Genomic DNA, 17,627 nt, shown 5'->3' on the forward strand with positions numbered 1-17,627 from the left:
CAGCCAGCCGCCGACGGCGAGCGCGGCGGTGCGCACCGCCGTCATCCTGGCCAGCGACCGGGCCGCGGCGGCCTGCCGGGCGACGCGCGCGGACAGACGGGCGTCGGCGCGGTCCTCGTCCCCGCAGGCCACGATGTCGCGCAGGCCACCCGCCAGGCCGGTCATCGCGTCGGACAGCTCCTCGTCGGCCACCAGGAACGCGCGCTGCCGCCGGGCGAGCGCCGGCAGCGACGCCAGGAACAGCACCAGCCCCGCCACGAACGCGGGCAGCACGAGCACGAGCGCGCCCGGCACCAGCGTCGACAGGCCGATCACCACCCCCGCCACCGTGAACGCGAACCCGCGCACGGTGGTGACGACGGCGGCGAACGCGTCCCTGGCCAGCTCCACCTGCAGCCCGGCCCGCGCGACGGCCGCGCTGTCGCGGGGCTCGCGGGCGTGCACGGCGTCCTCGACGACCCGGGTGAGCAGGTCGTCGCGGAACGGCTCGGCGATCCCGGCGACGGCGAGCACCACCTGGCGCGCGGCCACGGCCGCCAGCGCCCACGCGGCGCCCAGCGCGGCCAGCCACACCAGGCCCGTCCCGGGGCTCCCGGCGGCGAACCCGTCCTCGATGGCGCGCGCGACGGCATGCCCGATGAGCACCGCCGGGGCCGCCTCCAGCAGCGACCACACGCCGATCCTCACCAGCAGCCGCGGCTCCCGCCGCAGCGCCCCCCACACCACCCCCCTCACCGCCCACCACCGAACCCCCCGCTTTGCCGAGGCGCCAGCCCACCCTGCCCCTGATGGGGAACAGCCGCCCCCCGGCCCTCCCCCGAGGTGAAGGCATCGCCCGCAAGGCGGCCGTCCCGGCGGGAAGCGGGGGCCGAAGGGCCGCCCGCCAAGCCCTCACCCTGGCCGGGAGCGGGCGCCGCCCGGTCCTCCCCCGAGGCGGCAGGACCGCCGAGGTAACCGTCCCTGCGGGGAGCGGGGGTGGGAGGACCGCCCGCGCGGCCCTCCCCCGCGACAGGCGCGCCACCCGGAAGGTGACCGTCCCGGCAGGGAGCGGGGGCCGGAGGGCCGTCCGCGAAGCCCTCGCGCGCTCGGGGCGGGGGCGGGGGGTGGTCCTTGCCCGAGGCGGCGGGGGCGTCCGTGGGGTGGGGGGTGGACTGGAAGATGGCCCGGTAGGCGGGGTCCTGCCAGAGGTCGTGGTGGGGGCCGGTGGCGCGGACGGCGCCGTTGTCGAGCCAGATGACCTGGTCGGCGCGGGCGGCCGTGGCGAGGCGGTGGGCGACGATGAGGCGGGTGCGGCCGCGCGGGTCCTCGGTGAGGGCGCGGGCGACCTGGCGTTCGGTGACGGTGTCGAGGCTGGAGGTGGCGTCGTCCAGCACGAGGAGCCGCTCGCCGCGGGCGAACGCGCGGGCGAGGCCGAGGCGCTGGCGTTCGCCGCCGGACATGGGGGCGTCGGCGAGCGGGGTGTCGTAGCCGTCCGGCAGCCGCCGTACGAAGGAGTCCGCGCAGGCGGCGCGTGCCGCCTCGGCGACGTGCTCGGTCAGGTCGTCGCCGGAGGGGCCGGGGTACGGGGTGAGGGCGTCGGCGATGGTGTCGCCGGTCAGGACCGGGCGTTCGACGGCGTACCCGATGGCCCGGCGCAGGGTGCGGCGGGGCAGCTCGGTGAGGGGGACGCCGTCGAGGAGAACGGCGCCGCCGGACGGGTCGGCGAGGCGGGCGGCGAGGGCGGCGAGCAGGGACTTGCCTGATCCGGAGCGGCCGACGACGGCGGTGACGGTGCCGCCGGGGATGACCAGCTCGGGGACGGCGAGCCCGGCGGCGGTGACGGACCGGAACTCAAGGGTGCCGGGGGTGCGGCCGGAGGCGGCCCCGCCGGCCGTGCCGGAAGGCTTGGGAGGGTACGGCGGTAAGGGGTGGGTGCCGTAGTGGGGGGTGGGGAGGGTGAAGAGCTCGGCGACGCGGGCGGCGGCGGAGCGGGCGCGGGCGAGGCCGCCGAGGTAGCCGAGGGCGCCGCTGAGGGCGGCGCCGAGGACGGCGTAGCGGGCGGCGGCGTAGAGTTCGCCGATCGTGAGGTCGCCGGCGGCGAGCAGGAGCCCGCCGGCGGCGAGGACGGCGATCTCGACGACGGGCACGACGAGGCCCGCCTGGACGCCGGCGGTGGCGTTGGCGCGCCACAGTCCGAGGCCGCGGGCGCGCAGGCGGGGCAGGGGGCCGAGGACGCGGCGGGCCTCGCGGTCGGCGGTGCCGGCGGCGGTGATGGTGCGGGCGCCGCCGAGCGCGTCGACGAGGCGGGCGGCGATCTCGCCCTGGACCTCCTGGTAGCCGCCGGCGACGGCGGTGGTGGTGCGCAGGAAGGCGCGCAGGACGAGCAGGATGGCGACCACGCCGGCGGCGAGGGCGGCGGCGAGCCGCGGGTCGATGAGGACGAGGGCGACGAGTGCGCCCACGGTGGGGACGAGCGGGGCGAGGGCGCCGGTGACGGCTTCGGGGGCGCGGCCGACTTCCTCGGTGTTGAGCCCGGTGCGGGTGACGAGCTCGCCGCCGGGGTAGCGGCGGGTCACGGGCAGGCCGGCGGCGAGGACGTGGCGCAGGAGGCGCAGGCGGAGTCCGGCGGCGGCGTGGGCGGCGCTGGCGCCGCGGGCCCAGACGCCGAGGCTCTCGCAGAGCATGACGGCGGCGACGACGGCGGCGCTGAGCGCGAGCCAGAACGTCTGCTGGGGGGCGGCGGCGGTGAAGGCGTCGACGGTGCGGCCCACGAGGTAGGGCAGGGCGAGTTCGGCGGCGGCGCCGGTGATCGCGGTGACGGCGAGGATCGCGGGCCAGGGCCCGCCGCGCCGTACCGTGTCGAGCACGAGCCGGTCTGCGGCCTGCATCCGTCGTCTCCTCGGGGGGCATGAAGGTGAGCGGGTCCCCGCGCCGGCACCTGCGGTGCGGGGACCCGTGCCACAGGATCTAGTGGCAGATGGCGACACTCAGGTTGCTGGGCTTGCCGGAGTGACACGTGAGAACCGTGAGCGTGCTGCCGCCGCTGGCCACGTCGCTGGCCGCGGGAGCCTCAAGACCCTGCAGGTCGAGAAGAACCATGTGAAGACACCTCCTTCCGAGGCTCGTCGGGGACAGGCCGCTCGGGTGCGGCCTCAAGGAACGGCAGTCGGACGGTCCGCTCCGCGTGCCCCGTGCCGTGCACGGTGCCGAGGGCGAACAGGACGCCGGCCGTTCCGGTCGCGAAATCCATGGACAGGCGCAGGAGCTGGTCTCCGGGGAAGGCGAGCCCGCCCGCGTGGGGCAGGGCGTGCCAGCTCAGTGCCTTGACGTGCTCGTCGGCCAGGGGGTCTCCGGCGAGCGCGGCGACGATGCCGGCGCGGCCGGTGAACAGCCCGGACTGGACGAAGAAGCCGGAGCGTGCGACGAGGCGCAGCGCGTCCAGCTCGCCGGCGAGTTCGTCGCCGGGGCGGTGGGTGAGGTAGCGGGCGAGGACGAGGGCGATGCCGACGGATCCCTCGTCGAGGTAGGGCAGCAGCCGCCAGCCCTGGTTCACCTGGAGGGAGCCGTCCTCGGCGCGGCGGCAGCGGCGCAGGTCCTGGCGGAGCGCGGTGGCGGCCAGGTCGAGCAGCGCGGTGTCGCCGGTGCGCTCGTAGGCGTGGAGGAAGAGCAGGGCGGGCCCGGACGAGCCGTACATGAGGCCGGCGCGTGGGTTGTCGCCGCCGCTGAGCTCGGGCACGTCGTCGGGGCCGCCGAGCCGGTCGGCGCACAGTTCGACGGCGCGGCGGGCCTCGTCGGGGAAGCCGAGGTGGAAGAAGGTGAGGCCGAGGCCGGACAGTCCGGAGTGCAGCGCCGGTTCGAGGCCTTCCCAGTGCTCGCGCAGGCTGATGCCGATGGTGTCGAGCGCGGTCTGGCGGTGGCCGAGCCGGTCCAGGACGTACGCGATGCCGTGCAGGCCGTCGTAGAGGCCGAGGCCGGAGCCTGGGGCGGGCCGCAGGGCGCGGGCGAGCAGCCACTCCTCGTATTCGGGGAAGCGGCCGGCGCCGGTGGCCTCCAGCGCGTACAGGACTCCGGCGGCGCCGGTGGCGAGGTTGAGGCCGCCGCCGGGCTTGAACTGGGCCACGTCGCCGGGGAAGAGCCGGTCGTCGCGTCCGGGGGTGGCGCTGGCGCGGATGGCCTTGACCATGGCGTCGCGCAGGTGCGGCCAGGGGGTGACGCCGGGCAGCGGCGGGGGCGGGGTCTCGGTTTCGCCGCCGAGGATCGTGGCGACGGCGCGGGTCACGCTCTCGCGGGGCACGGGGAAGGTCTCGGTGACGAGCTCGCCGAGGTGGGCGACCTTGGGCCGGTGCAGCGGCAGCATGATCGTGCACTGCGGGGCGAACAGGCCGAGCCGCAGGCAGGCGAGCGCGTACCTGTCGACGTCGGCGCCCTGCCGGTCGGGGGGCGCGGCGAAGGCGGGGTGGGCGAGCGCGGCGCGGGCGCCGTCGCCGGTGAGGGTGGCCACCTCGTAGTCGATGAGCACGACCCGGCCGTCGTCGGTGAGCAGGATGTTGTCCGGGTGCAGGTCGCCGAAGACCACGCCGCGCCCGTGCAGCTCGTCCACGGCCGCCTCGACCTGGTCGAGGGTGTCGAGCGCCCAGCGCGTGTAGTCGGCGAGGTCGGCGTCGGTGCAGGTGGCGCGGGTGAGCGGGTAGCGGTGGACGAGCCGGCGTTGCAGCGGCGTCCCGTCGACGAACTCCTGCACGAGGAAGTGGTGCTCGCCGAGCGTGAAGTAGCCGCGCAGGCCGGGCGCGGCGCTGAGCCCGTCGAGGCGTTCCAGGATGTCGCGTTCGTGCTCCAGGCGGGCGACGGCGTCGCGGCCGGCGGCGTCCAGCCCGGCGTGCGGCCTGGCCTCCTTGAGGACGACCCGCTCCCCGGTGCCCGTGTCGCGGGCCAGGTAGACGCCGCCGCCGTTGGAGAAGTGCAGGACGCTCTCGATCGTGTACGGGAGCCCGCTCGTGGTGACGGCGTTGCGCGCGGCCAGGTGGGGTTCGAGGAAGCCGGGCAGCGTCGTCCAGGGGGGCACCGTGAAGGTGGCGCCGCGCACGTCGGGCACGAGCTTGCCGCCGCCGTCCTCGACGGCGAGCACGCGCTCGCCGGAGCCGGACAGGCAGTGCCGCTCGGCGAACCCGCCGTAGCGCACGTACAGCGGGCCGTCGCCGTAGCGCAGGTCGCTGAGGATGTACGGGCCCCGCACCCCGCGCAGCAGCTCGTCGAGCTCCTTCAGGACGAGTTCGAGCTGGCCCTCGTCGCGCGGGTAGATCGTGACGAGTTTGCCGCTGGAGGCGCGGGAGGCGGCCTTGGAGTTCAGCATGATCAGGACGGGCGCGCCGCGCAGGAACTTGAACGCGATGCCGCGCGGGACGCAGTAGTCCCAGACGGCGGCTATGGCGCGCTCGGCGTCGTCGGCGCGGGCGGACACGTGGATCTTCCAGCCCTGGGCGGGCAGGGGCGGCTCACCGGTGGGGGCGTAATAGCACCAGGTGTCGGTCGTGTCATGAAACCAGCCCTCCGGCACGGGCCGGCGGGGGAATTCCGCGCCATCGGCTGCGCTGTGGTCGAGATTGTCGTAGAACAATCTGTCGGCCAGGCAGTACAGCTCATACTGATCCATGCGTTAGAGATTGCCCGCCAAGCCCGGATTGCGTCTAGTAACACATAACATGACTGATGTGTGGCAATTTAATTCGCATTTGTGAATTTTTCACTATAAGGCGCGTGGGAGATATACGGTGAATGTGAATTCGCCGCTGCGCAGGGCCGTGGCCTCCAGCCAGCCGCCGAGCACCGACACGCGTTCGGCCAGGTTGAGCAGCCCCTGGCCGGCGTCTCCCGGCTTGCGCGGCGGGCCGACGCCGTCGTTGCGGATCGACAGGCGCACCAGGCCGTCACGTTCCAGCAGGTGCACGACGCACTCGCGGGCGGTGGCGTGGCGCAGCACGTTCGTCACGCCCTCGCGCAGCGCGTGGGTGAGCGCCTCGGCGACCTCCCACGGCAGCTCACGGCACGACACCTTGACCTGGCAGCGCACCCCGACCGACTCCAGCAGCGCGCGGGCCGAGCTCAGCTCCCGCTCCAGCGACGAGCGCCGTACGCCGTGGGCGACCGCGCGGACGTCGGCGGCCAGCCCGCGCGCCAGCGCGAGCGTCTCGTGCACCTCGTTCTCGCACTTGTCCAGGTCGTCGCGCAGCAGCCGCTGGATGAGCTGCACCTTCAGCACCAGGACGGTGAGCCGGTGGCCGACCAGGTCGTGCAGGTCGCGGGTGAAGCGGCGGCGCTCGAACGACACGGCCTTGCCGATCATCTCGGTGCGCGCCTCCGACAGGCGGTGCGCCCGCACGGCCAGGCTCACGACCGCGAACTCGGCCAGCCCGACCACCGGCGCGGAGACCGCCCACCCGAGGTCCACCGACGCCTGGTCGGGCGCGGCCAGCAGCAGCGGGCCGGTGACCAGCGCCAGCGCGACCAGCACGAACGAGCGGATCCGGTCGGCGGCCAGCAGCAGCGCCCCGGCGAGCAGCCCGCACACGGGCGTCCACGCCGCCCCGAACAGCGGCAGCGGCAGGTAGGTCAGCCACGACTGCAGCCCGGCCGCCCACCACCCCGGGCTGCCGCCGGTCAGCAGCCCGAGCACGAACCTGGCGTGCACGGCCAGCAGCACCAGCAAGGTCACCGACCCGGCCAGTTCCCGCCCGCTCCCCGCCAGGCTCGACTGCACCGCCACGGAGACGCCGAGCAGCCCGGCCGTCAGCCCGATGCCGCCCGTCCACAACGGGGACGAGGGACCGGCCGTCCAGGAGCGCGACCGGCGAACGCCACGTGTCTCTTCCACCCGTCCCCCGCCATGCGGCTGACCCGACAGGACCGTACCGTCGCGAGAGCGCCCACCACCCCCGCCTCTTACCCATCGGACCCGACCGGGCCGGTGTTGCACACCTCAGGTCGTGCTCAGCCCTTCAGTTCGGGGAACTGGTCGTCACGCCACTCCGTGGCGGCGCCGCCGGGCAGCTCGGCCTCGCGGGTCCGCAGCTCGACGCGGCGGATTTTCCCGGAGACCGTCTTGGGCAGCTCGGCGAACTCCAGGCGCCGGACGCGCTGGAACGGGTTCAGGTGGTCGCGGGCGTGCTTGAGGATCGAGTACGCGGTCTCCCTGGTCGGCTCGTAGCCCGGGGCGAGCGTGACGTACGCCTTGGGCACGGCCGTGCGGACCGGGTCGGGGGCCGGGACGACGGCGCTCTCGGCCACCGCGGGATGCTCGATGAGCACCGACTCCAGCTCGAACGGGCTGATCTTGTAGTCGCTGGCCTTGAACACGTCGTCGGTGCGGCCCACGTAGAAGATGTAGCCGTCCTCGTCCACGGTCGCCACGTCACCGGTGTGGTAGTGGCCGCCGGCCATCGCCTCGGCGGTGCGGCCGGGGTCGCCCTGGTAGCCGCGCATGAGCGGGACGGGCCCGCGCGCCAGGTCGAGGCAGATCTCGCCCTCGCCCGGCCCGTCCAGCGGCCGGCCGGTGACGGGGTCGACCAGCACCACGGGGACGCCGGGCAGCGGGCGGCCCATCGAGCCGGGCTTCACCGGCGAGCCGGGGGTGTTGCCGACCTGGGCGGCGGTCTCGGTCTGGCCGAAGCCGTCGCGGATGGTCAGCCCCCAGGCCCGGCGCACCTGCTCGATGACCTCCGGGTTGAGCGGCTCGCCCGCGCCGATGACCTCGCGCAGGCCGGGGGGCCGCTCCCCCAGGTCGGCGTTGATGAGCATGCGCCACACGGTCGGCGGGGCGCAGAAGGTGTTGACGCCGCGCTCGCGCAGCTGGGCGAGCAGCGCCGCCGCGTCGAACCGGCGGTAGTTGTAGACGAAGATCGTCGCCTCGGCGATCCACGGCGCGAAGAAGCACGACCAGGCGTGTTTCGCCCATCCCGGGGCCGAGATGTTGAGGTGCACGTCGCCGGGCCGCACGCCGATGAAGTACAGGGTGGACAGGTGCCCGACCGGGTACGACACCTGCGTGTGCTCGACCAGCTTCGGCCGCGACGTCGTGCCGGAGGTGAAGTAGAGCAGCACCGGGTCGCCGGTCGCGGTGCCGGGGTGCGGGATCGGCTCCCACGTGAGCGCGGCGGCCTGCCTGAGGTCGGCCCAGCCGTCGGCCGGTCCGACGCTGATGCGCGTGTAGCCGCCGGGCACGCCGGCGAAGCGGCCGGTGTCGGCGGCGTTGCAGACGACGTGCCGGGCGCCGCTGCGCTCGATCCGGTCGGCCAGGTCGGCGGTGGTGAGCGCGGTGGTGGCGGGCAGGATGACCGCGCCCAGCTTCATCACCGCCAGCATCGACTCCCACAGCTCGACCTGGTTGCCCAGCATGAGCATGACCGGGTCGCCCTTGGACACCCCGCGGGCCGCCAGCCACGACGCCAGCCGGTCGGAGGCGCGGGACATCTCCTCGTAGCCGCGCTCGGTGACGGTGCCGTCCTCCTCCACGATGACCAGGGCCGGCCGGTCGTTGCCCCGGGCGACGGCGTCGAACCAGTCGACCGCCCAGTTGAAGCGGTCGCCCAGCTCCGGCCAGCGGAACTCGGCCACCGCCCGCTCGTGCTCACCGCGCAGCGACAGCAACAGGTCCCGGCTCGCCCTGTAAGCCTCGGTCACGTCCATGTCGGGCACTCCTTCGTCGATCAGCGCTGCGTCTCATCTCATACCGCCGATCGCGATCTGTCACCCGTGGCCCGCCCGTACGCCGGACGGGCGGCCCGGGACACCCCGGACCGCCCGCGTCGCACCGGCCGCGTCAGGTGAGGATCGTCGTGCACTCGCCCGGAGTCACCCACTTGTGCGAGGTGATCCTGTCGTTCACGATGACGCCGTTGCTGAACCGGTTGTCGGTCAGGTTGTCGGCGTACAGCTCGCCCGCCAGCAGGCAGGTGTGGCCGCCGCCGTGGTTGATGTCCTGGTAGAACTTGACCGCGTCACGCCCGCCGGTGAAGCCCCGGTTCATCACGGACGAGGCCTTGTCGGTGGCCCCGGCGCCCCAGTACGAGCTGTTGCCCGCGGTGGCGATCAGCCGGGTGCCCTCGCAGTTGAGGTCCTGCCAGGCGTACATGTAGCCGTTGCGCGGCCCCCAGTCGTCGTCGCAGCCGCCCGCCGCCTGCGCGGCGGTGGCGGGCACGGTGACGCCGAGGCAGGCGAGGCCGAGGAGCATCGCCGAGATGGTGATCTTGCGCATGGTGCTTTCCTCTCGTTGGGTGGGTGGTGCGTGGACGGTGAAGGTCAGCGGCGTTCCGGGACGATGCGCACCGCCCGCTCGTAGGCCCGCAGGCCGAGCCTGCGGTAGGCGTCGAGGTCGGCGCCGAACCGGTCGCGCAGGCGGTCGCGGTAGTGCTCCTCCCGGGCCGTGGCCACGGCGCGCAGGGAGGTCGCGCGGGCGCAGGTCGCGTCCGCGACGGCGGTCTCGCGCTCGGCCGCGAAGCCGCTGGGACCACGGCCCAGGACGGCGTCCCGGGCCTGCTGGGGGTCGGCGTACGGGTGTCCCGCGGCCTTCATGCACCGGGACCAGGCCCGTATCGCCGCGGTGAGCCGGGCGTCCCGCATGAGGTCGTCGCCGTAGAGCGCGCCCAGGCTCATGGCGACCTTGCTGACGCGGAACCACTCGGCGGGGTCGCCGTACAGCTCGCGGTCGGCCTCCTCCCCGCAGCCGCCGAGGCGTTTGCGGATCTCGCCGCCGCCCGGCAGCCGCGCGGTGAGCAGGCGGGCGCCGCGGCCCCCGTCGAGCGCGGCGTCGAACGCGGCGCGCTGGGCCTCCGGCAGGCCGCGCCGGTAGGCGGCGTTGGGGTCGTCCCCGTCCTTGCCGCCGATCCGGCTGCCGTACCCGTAGGCACGCGCCCAGGCCACGTCGTCCTGGACGTAGCGCACCGGGCGGCTCTCCTGGAGCGTCAGCTCCCGGTCCTCCCAGTAGCCGAAGCCGTGCCGGTTCATGCACTGCCGGATCAGCCGCTGCTGGGCGTCGGCGATCCGCAGCTCCTGCCGCCAGGTCAGCGCCGGCGCGGGCGGTTGCGCCGCCGCCCCGCCCGAGCATCCGGTCGCGGCGGCCGCCATGACCGCGCAACAGGCGATGAGCACGCCTCTCATGGCCCCGAACCCCCGTTTCCCCGTGTCGCCGTGGCCGTTCGCTCCGGTCCTATCGCGGCGGGGCCTGTTCGGTGTCGGTGGCGGGCGCCGAACAAACACATGACGAACAAAGGGCCCTGATGCAGAATGGTTTGACCGGCTCTACGGGGGTGGGCGTGCCACGAGGTGAGCTCCCGCTGCCGCCCGGCGACGACGCGCTGGTGAGGTTCGCGGCGGACCTGCGTGAGCTGCGCCGGCGCGCGGGCGGGCCGACCTACCGGGAGCTGGCCAAGCGGGCCCATTACTCGCTGGCGACGCTGTCGGGGGCGGCGAGCGGGCAGCGGCTGCCGAGCCTGGCGGTGACCCTGGCCTACGTGACGGCGTGCGGCGGCGACGCCGCAGAGTGGGAGAAGCGCTGGCACGCCACGGCGGCCGAGCTGGCTTCCGCCGAGGATCCCGAGCCGGACCTGCGGGCGCCCTATGCGGGGCTGTCGGCGTTCCGGGAGGAGGACGCCGATCTGTTCTTCGGCCGGGAGCGGTTCGCCGACGAGCTGACCAGGCGGCTGGAGGCTGATCGGCTCGTCGCGGTGTTCGGCGCCTCGGGCGCGGGCAAGTCGTCGCTGCTGCGCGCCGGGCTGCTCGCGCGCTGGCCACACCGGTCGATGATCCTCACGCCCGGCGCGCACCCGCTGGAGGAGTGCGCCGTCCAGCTCGCCCGCCTGACGGGCGCGTCCCCGGCGCGCATCCGCGCCGACCTGGCCGCCGGGCCGCGCGCCCTGCACCTGTTCGCGTGCCAGGCGGCCGGCGACCCGCCGGGCGACCTGCTGGTCGTCGTCGACCAGTTCGAGGAGGTCTTCACCCTGTGCCGCGACGAGACCGAGCGGGCCCGGTTCGCCGAGGCGCTGGTCACGGCGGCGCGGGCGGGCAACTCGCGGTGCCGGGTGGTGCTGGGCGTCCGCTCGGACTTCCACGCCCACTGCGCCGGGCATCCGGCCCTGCGCGGCGAGCTGGACCGCCCGCTCGTGCTCGGCCCGATGACGCCCGGCGAGCTGCGGCGGGCCATCACCACGCCCGCCACGCGCGCCGGCTGCGTGGTCGAGCAGGCGCTGCTGGTCGAGCTTGTGGCGCAGGCCGGGGGCCGGGTCGGCGTGCTGCCGCTGCTGTCGCACGCGCTGCTGGAGACGTGGCGGCGACGGCGCGGCAACACGCTCACGCTGACCGGCTTCCAGGCGGCGGGCGGGATCGACGGCGCGCTCGCCCACACCGCCGAACGCGTCTACGGCCGGCTCGGACCGGCCGGGCAGGAGCTGGCCAGAGACCTGTTCCTGCGGCTCACCGCGCTCGGCGAGGGCACCGAGGACACCCGGCGGCGCGTCACCCTGGCCGAGCTCGACGCGGGCGACCCCGGCACCGAGGTGGTGCTCGGCCGCCTGGCGGCGCAGCGGCTGATCACCGTCGACGACGGCGCCGTCGAGCTCACCCATGAGGCGCTGATCCGCTCCTGGCCGCGCCTGCACGGCTGGCTGACCGAGGACCGCGACGCGCTGCGCGCCCACCGGCGGCTCACCGAGGCCGCGCAGACCTGGCGGGAGCTGGACCGCGACCCGAGCGCCCTCTACCGGGGCGTCCGGCTGGAGGCGGCGGCCGAGGCCGGCGGCAGGCTGAGCGCGCTCGAACGCGAGTTCCTGGCCGCGAGCCGGGCGGCCGAGGCGGCGCAGGAGGAGGCGGCCCGGCGCGGCGTCCGGCGGCTGCGCCGGCTGGTGGTGCTGCTCAGCGCGCTGCTGGTGCTGGCCGTGGCCGCGAGCGCCGTCGCCGTCGCGGCCCAGCGGCAGGCGGCCCGCGAGCGCAACACCGCCACCTCCCAGCGGGTCGCCGAGCGGGCGGCGGCGCTGCGCGCCACCGATCCTGCGCTGGCCGCGCAGCTCAGCCTGGCCGCCTACCGGCTGTCGGCGAACGAGGTGACCCGCGGCAGCCTGCTCAGCGCGTTCGGCACCCCGTACGCGACCCGGCTGACCGGGCACGGCGACGCGGTGACGGCGGTGACGCTCAGCGGCGACGGGCGGCTGGCCGCCACGGCGGGCGCCGACGGCACGATCAGGCTCACCGACACCCGCGACCCGCGCCACCCGCGCCCGCTGGCCGCCCTCACCGCCGACGCGGTCTCGGCGGCGCTGAGCCCCGACGGACGCACGCTGGCGGCGGGCGCCGGCGACGCGGTGCTGCTGTGGGACACGACCGATCCCGCCAGACCCGCGCCGCTGCCGGGCCTGGCGGGCGAGGCCGGGGCCGGGGCGGTCGCGTTCGGCCCGGACGGCCGGACGCTGGCGAGCGCGGGCGCCGACGGGGCCGTCCGGCTGCACGACCTGGACGGCGGCGAGCCGGTCACGCTCGACGGCCACTCCGGCGGCGTGACGGCGCTGGCCTTCGGCCCGGACGGGCGCACGCTCGCCTCCGCCGGGGCCGACGGCACCGCCCGGTTGTGGGACCTCGGGACCCGTACGCCGGTCGTGCTGGCGGGGCACACCGGCGCGGTCCACGCGGTGGCGTTCACCGGGTCCGCGCTGGCCACGGCGGGCGACGACCGCACCGTGCGCCTGTGGGACCTCGACGGCCGCCCGCTGGCCACGGCCGAGGGGCACACCGACGCGGTGCGCTCGCTGGCGTTCACCGGCGACGCGCTCGTGTCGGGCAGCGCCGACGCCTCCGTGCGGGTGTGGGACGTGGGCGACCCGCGCGAGGTGCGCGAGCTGGCCGTGCTCGCCGGGCACACCGGCGCGGTCACCTCCGCCGCCTCCGCCGGGCGCACGCTGGCCACGGCCGGCGCGGACCAGACGACGCGGCTGTGGGACCTGCCGGGCGACACGCTCACCGGCCACCGCAGCTCCGTCTACGGGGCGGCGTTCAGCCCCGACGGCCGCACCCTGGCGACCGGCGGCTACGACCGGACGATCCGGCTGTGGAGCGTGCGCGAGCGCACGTCGCGGGTGCTGCGCGGGCACGACGGCCCGGTCAACGCGGTGGACTTCAGCCCCGACGGCCGGACGCTGGCCAGCGCCAGCGCCGACGGGACGGCCCGGCTGTGGAACCTGCGCGAACGCACCTCGGCCGTGCTGGCCGAGCACCCGGACGCGGTGGAGTCGGTGGCGTTCGGCCCCGGCGGCCGGCTGCTGGCCGTGGCGAGCTCCGACGGCACCGCCGCGCTGTGGGACGCCCCGGCCCGCGCCCGCCTGGTCACGCTGCGCGGGCACGCCGGGCCGGTCAACGACGTGGCGACGACCGGCAGCCTCGTCGCCACCGCGAGCGCCGACCACAGCGTGCGCCTGTGGGACGTCTCGGGGCGGCTGCTCTCGTTCAGCCACGGCCACGAGGACGCGGTCAAGTCCGTGGCGTTCAGCCCCGACGGCCGGACGCTGGCCACCGCGGGCTCCGACCGCCGCGTCATGCTGTGGGACGTCGCCGACCCCGCCGCGCCCAGGCGCGTCGCGGTGCTCGACGGCTACACGGACGCGGTCAAGTCGGTCGCGTTCAGCCCGGACGGCCGCGTCCTGGCGACGGCGAGCTCCGACCGGACCGCCGTGCTGTGGGACGTGGCCGGCCGCGCCAGACTGGCGACGCTGCGCGGCCACGCCAAGCCGGTCGACGCCGTCGCGTACGCCCCCGACGGGCGGACGCTCGTCACGGCGGGCGAGGACTGGACGGCCAAGCTGTGGGCCACCGACCCGGAGCGGACGGCGGCGCGGATCTGCGCGACCGCCAGCCCGCCGATCACCGCCGACGAGTGGTCCCAGCACTTCCCGGGTCTGCCCGCCCAGCCGCTCTGCCCCGAGCCCTAGTGTGGGCCGCATGGAATACATGCGCTTGGGTGACAGCGGCTTGAAGGTCTCGCGGGTCTGTCTCGGCATGATGAGCTACGGCGACCCGGCCAAGCAGGAGTGGGCGCTGACGGAGGAGCAGGCCGAGCCGATCGTGCGCCGCGCGGCCGACGCCGGGGTCGTGTTCTTCGACACCGCCGACTACTACAGCGCCGGGGCCAGCGAGGTCGTGACCGGCAACCTGCTGCGCCGCGTCTTCGCGCGGCGTGAGGACTACGTGCTCGCCACCAAGGTCTATTTCCCGATGGGGCGCGGCGTCAACGACCGGGGGCTGTCGCGCAAGCACATCCACGCCGCTGTCGACGCCTCACTGACCCGCCTCGGCACCGACCACGTCGACCTCTACCAGATCCACCGCTGGGACGACGAGACGCCGATCGAGGAGACGATGGAGGCCCTGCACGAGGTGGTCAAGGCCGGCAAGGCCCGCTACCTGGGCGCCTCCTCCATGTGGGCGTGGCAGTTCGCCAAGGCGCAGCACGTCGCCGAGCGCAACGGGTGGACGAAGTTCGTCTCGATGCAGAACCACTACAACCTGCTCTACCGGGAGGAGGAGCGGGAGATGCTGCCGCTCTGCGCTGACCAGGGGGTGGGCGTGATCCCGTGGAGCCCGCTGGCGCGCGGCGTGCTGGCGCGTGCCGGGTCGGCCTCGGCGACCTCGCGGGCCGGCTCCGACGAGCGCATCGGCTACCTGTACGAGCCGGACGCCGACCAGGCGATCGTGGACCGGGTCGCCGAGGTGGCGCGCGAGCGCGGGCTGCCGCCGGCGCAGGTCGCGCTCGCCTGGCTGCTGCACCGGCCCGGCGTGACGGCGCCGATCGTGGGCGCCACCAAGGACCGCCACGTCGACGACGCGGTGGCCGCGGTGGACGTCCGGCTGTCGGACAAGGAGCTCACCTTCCTGTCCGAACCGTATCGCCCCCGCGAGGTGCGTTTCTAGCCGGGAGAGGGCTGGGCACGGGGCCCCGGCTCGTCTACTGTTGGGGCCTCGCGTCACGAACCCCCTCGTAACCGCAAGGGGGTTTCGTCATGCCGTCATCACCCGACAATTCCGCGCCGATCCTCGAGAACTCAGCGCGTGAGGTGCTCAAAGGCACGCTCGTTCCCGTCCGGGTCGACGTCCCTCAGGACGAGCCGGGCGGCGGGCTGGTCAAGCTGGGCGCGGTCCGGCAGCTCGCGCTGGCGCCCGGCGAGGCGGAGGAGGTCCGCCGCAGGCTCGGCGCCCACGACGCCGTGAACGTGTCGGCGGGCGCGTTCGACCTGCTCGGCGCGTTCGCCCGGCCGCTGGTGCCCTCGCTCAGGCCCGACCCGGAGGCGCTGGCGCGGATTCCCGCCCGGCAGCTGGCGGCGTTCGCCGAGACGCTGGTGGAGCTGCGCGCCGAACGCCTGCGCGAGGCCGAGGAGCGGCGCTCCCCGGACGAGGCCGGGCCGGCCGCGCAGGCGCTCAACACGGCGGTCGTCGCGCTGCGCGGGCTGCGCGCCGCCACCGCCACGCCGCCGATCGGCCTGCTCAACCTCGAACGGATCGAGATGGTGCCGATCGGCATCCAGCGCGGCGAGCTCGTGGCGACCGTGCCGCTGGCGCCCGGCGAGGAGACCGCCGTCACCCAGACGGAGTGGTCGGTGACCTCGCGGGAGTTCACCACGATCGTCACCGACGCGCTGGAGGAGGTCAGCGAGACCGGCGTCACGGACAACACGGACCTGTCGCAGTCGACGTCGTCGCAGAGCCAGCACTCCAACCAGTTCAACATCACCGGCACGGTCCAGGGCGGCATCCCGATCATCTCCGGGTCGAGCACCACCGGGTTCACCTCGCAGGGGTCGCAGTCGGAGTCGGCGACCGAGAGCATCAAGCACGCCCGGTCCACGACGCAGAAGGCGTCGTCGCGGTCGCGGCGCGAGCACAAGGTGACGATCTCGACCACGACCGTCACCGGCACGTCGTCGACCTCGACGCGCGTCCTGAAGAACCCGGGCCGCGAGCCCATCCGGATCGACTACTTCAGCATGATGCGCAAGTGGCGGGTGCGGCTCTACCGCTACGGGCTGCGGCTCACGTACGACATCGCGGTGCCGGAGCCGGGGGCGGCGATGCGGCGGGCGTACGCGGAGCTGGAGACGCTGCGCGCCCAGCAGGGGCCGTTCACGTTCGGCGTGAAGCTCTCCGACGTGACCACCGAGCTCGTGGACGAGCACGGCAACCCGTCGCCCACGGGCAAGCCGAAGTACCAGTGGCTCGCCGACCGGCACGGCGTGACCGTCCGGCCGCATCCGGAGCCGCCCACGCCGCTGACGGCGAGCTCGACGGCCGACACCGGCGGCGGCTGGTTCTTCCTCGGCCTGGAGTTCGACGTGCCCGGCGGCACCCGCGTGCGGGAGATCATCCTGGACGCGCAGATCGGCAAGGACGACTCCGACGACCGGATGAACTTCGACGTGCTCGGCGCCCGGCACGAGCCCGGCTGGAACGGGCAGACCGGCGCGCTGATCATCCGCAACCACCGGATCATGTCGGTCGGCGCGGACCGGCCGTTCATGGCGGGCTTCACCGGACGACACAAGATCACGTTCTTCTTCCACCACGCCGAGCAGGTGTTCGTCGGGCTGACCGTGCACCGGGAGCTCATGCCGGAGACGATCGAGCAGTGGCGGGCCGACGTGTGGAACGCCCTGCACGGCGCCGCCCAGGCCCGCTACTTCGCCCAGCAGCAGGAGGTCGCCGCGCGCATCGCCGCCATCGAGGAGCGGCTGTCCAGCGTCGACACGCTGACGCTGCGCCGCGAGGAGAGCGACGAGATCATGAAGAGCGTGTTGCGGTTCGTCCTCGGCACCGACTTCGACTTCATGCCCGCCGACGTGCTGGCCGCCTTCGTCGCCGCCGGCGTCGACCTCCAGCACGGCATCGGCTTCGACGGGCCCGGCCTCGGGCTGAGCCAGGACCAGTGGACGCTGCTGCGCCAGCACGAGGACCTGATCCGCTTCATCAACCAGGCGATCGAGTGGGAGAACGTGGTGACGTTCCTCTACTCGTACTTCTGGGACGTGCCGCCGAGCTGGGCGTTCATCCGGCAGTTGCGCCATCCCGACCCCAACCGGCAGGCGTTCCTGCGCGCGGGCAGCGCGCGGATCGTGCTCACCGTCCGCAAGGGCTGGGAGGAGCGGTGGATGCGCTTCGCCGAGGGCGGCGGGGTCGGCGCGCCCGTCCCCGGCCCCTACCTGACGATCGCCAGGGAGATCGCCGCGTACGACGACCGCAACTATCCGGGCATCCCGCCGGCGAACCCCGGCAAGGAGGCCGTGCACCTTCAGGACGCCGTCTTCACCACCACGACGGCGGACCTGGCGCCCAGCGCGGCCCCGGTGACGATCAGGGTGGCGAGCAGCGCCGGGTTCGTGGTCGGGCTGCCGGTCGTCATCGACTCCGAGGACGAGCGGCGCGTTCAGGAGGCCCAGGTCGTCACCGCGATCCCCGACAACACGCGCATCACCGTCGCCCGGCTCGACTTCGCGCACCGGGGCTCGCAGGCGCCGGTGCCGATCCTGCAACCGGGTGAGAAGGGCGCGCTCATCGCCGAATGGCACGAGTACACGCCGTCGTCCGGCACCGACATCGCCGTGACGTCCAACCTCTCCACGATCGCCTGA

11 protein-coding genes are annotated in these 17,627 nt (G+C 74.7%); 3 read left to right on the forward strand and 8 right to left on the reverse strand.

The window, feature by feature from the left end:
* The 8 genes from KME80_RS20280 to KME80_RS20315 all read right to left on the reverse strand — a co-directional run.
* Window positions 1–735: ABC transporter ATP-binding protein (locus KME80_RS20280; RefSeq protein WP_504739717.1), on the reverse strand; the 735-nt coding region annotated here is incomplete at its 3' end.
* Window positions 732–2,867 carry an ABC transporter transmembrane domain-containing protein gene (locus tag KME80_RS20285; RefSeq protein WP_219507393.1) on the reverse strand — a complete coding sequence of 712 codons (2,136 nt, stop codon included), beginning with the start codon at window positions 2,865–2,867 and terminating at the stop codon, window positions 732–734. The genes KME80_RS20280 and KME80_RS20285, both read right to left, overlap by 4 nt.
* Window positions 2,868–2,946: 79 nt before the next feature.
* Window positions 2,947–3,078 carry a SapB/AmfS family lanthipeptide gene (locus KME80_RS20290; RefSeq protein ID WP_156325919.1) on the reverse strand — a complete coding sequence of 44 codons (132 nt, stop codon included), beginning with the start codon at window positions 3,076–3,078 and terminating at the stop codon, window positions 2,947–2,949.
* Window positions 3,050–5,629, reverse strand: coding sequence for a class III lanthionine synthetase LanKC (gene lanKC / locus KME80_RS20295; RefSeq protein WP_219507394.1), 2,580 nt, complete (start codon window positions 5,627–5,629; stop codon window positions 3,050–3,052). The genes KME80_RS20290 and lanKC overlap by 29 nt, the downstream gene beginning before the upstream one ends.
* A gap of 93 nt (window positions 5,630–5,722) precedes the next feature.
* On the reverse strand, window positions 5,723–6,847 hold the full coding sequence (locus KME80_RS52780) for a sensor histidine kinase (protein ID WP_219507396.1): 1,125 nt from the start codon (window positions 6,845–6,847) through the stop codon (window positions 5,723–5,725).
* A 116-nt stretch (window positions 6,848–6,963) separates the two neighbouring features.
* Entirely contained in the window at window positions 6,964–8,658 is a 1,695-nt protein-coding gene (locus KME80_RS20305) for an AMP-binding protein (protein WP_219507397.1), read from the reverse strand.
* A gap of 133 nt (window positions 8,659–8,791) precedes the next feature.
* Window positions 8,792–9,226 (reverse strand): peptidase inhibitor family I36 protein, encoded by a 435-nt coding sequence (locus tag KME80_RS20310; RefSeq protein ID WP_219507399.1) that lies wholly within the window; start codon window positions 9,224–9,226, stop codon window positions 8,792–8,794.
* A gap of 44 nt (window positions 9,227–9,270) precedes the next feature.
* A complete protein-coding gene (locus KME80_RS20315; RefSeq protein WP_219507400.1) occupies window positions 9,271–10,128 on the reverse strand; it encodes a hypothetical protein in 858 nt (285 codons plus the stop codon).
* Window positions 10,129–10,283: 155 nt separating this feature from the next.
* Between KME80_RS20315 and KME80_RS20320 the strand changes: the two genes are divergently transcribed.
* The 3 genes from KME80_RS20320 to KME80_RS20330 all read left to right on the forward strand — a co-directional run bounded on the left by KME80_RS20320 (window position 10,284) and on the right by KME80_RS20330 (window position 17,627).
* Entirely contained in the window at window positions 10,284–13,940 is a 3,657-nt protein-coding gene (locus KME80_RS20320) for an nSTAND1 domain-containing NTPase (RefSeq protein ID WP_219507402.1), read from the forward strand.
* Window positions 13,941–13,950: 10 nt separating this feature from the next.
* On the forward strand, window positions 13,951–14,919 hold the full coding sequence (locus KME80_RS20325; RefSeq protein ID WP_219507404.1) for an aldo/keto reductase: 969 nt from the start codon (window positions 13,951–13,953) through the stop codon (window positions 14,917–14,919).
* A gap of 89 nt (window positions 14,920–15,008) precedes the next feature.
* Complete coding sequence (locus KME80_RS20330; protein WP_219507406.1) at window positions 15,009–17,627, forward strand: hypothetical protein; 2,619 nt, start codon at window positions 15,009–15,011, stop codon at window positions 17,625–17,627.

It is taken from the genome of Nonomuraea ceibae (assembly GCF_019396325.1).
Classification (GTDB): domain Bacteria; phylum Actinomycetota; class Actinomycetes; order Streptosporangiales; family Streptosporangiaceae; genus Nonomuraea; species Nonomuraea ceibae.

Excerpts from the sequence above, each read along its gene's own strand:
- KME80_RS20330 (WP_219507406.1), top strand. The coding sequence starts at position 15,009 with ATGCCGTCATCACCCGACAATTCCGCGCCGATCCTCGAGAACTCAGCG.
- KME80_RS20285 (WP_219507393.1), bottom strand. The coding sequence starts at position 2,867 with ATGCAGGCCGCAGACCGGCTCGTGCTCGACACGGTACGGCGCGGCGGG.
- KME80_RS20305 (WP_219507397.1), bottom strand. The coding sequence starts at position 8,658 with ATGGACGTGACCGAGGCTTACAGGGCGAGCCGGGACCTGTTGCTGTCG.
- KME80_RS20325 (WP_219507404.1), top strand. The coding sequence starts at position 13,951 with ATGGAATACATGCGCTTGGGTGACAGCGGCTTGAAGGTCTCGCGGGTC.
- KME80_RS20290 (WP_156325919.1), bottom strand. The coding sequence starts at position 3,078 with ATGGTTCTTCTCGACCTGCAGGGTCTTGAGGCTCCCGCGGCCAGCGAC.
- KME80_RS20315 (WP_219507400.1), bottom strand. The coding sequence starts at position 10,128 with ATGAGAGGCGTGCTCATCGCCTGTTGCGCGGTCATGGCGGCCGCCGCG.
- KME80_RS20310 (WP_219507399.1), bottom strand. The coding sequence starts at position 9,226 with ATGCGCAAGATCACCATCTCGGCGATGCTCCTCGGCCTCGCCTGCCTC.
- lanKC (WP_219507394.1), bottom strand. The coding sequence starts at position 5,629 with ATGGATCAGTATGAGCTGTACTGCCTGGCCGACAGATTGTTCTACGAC.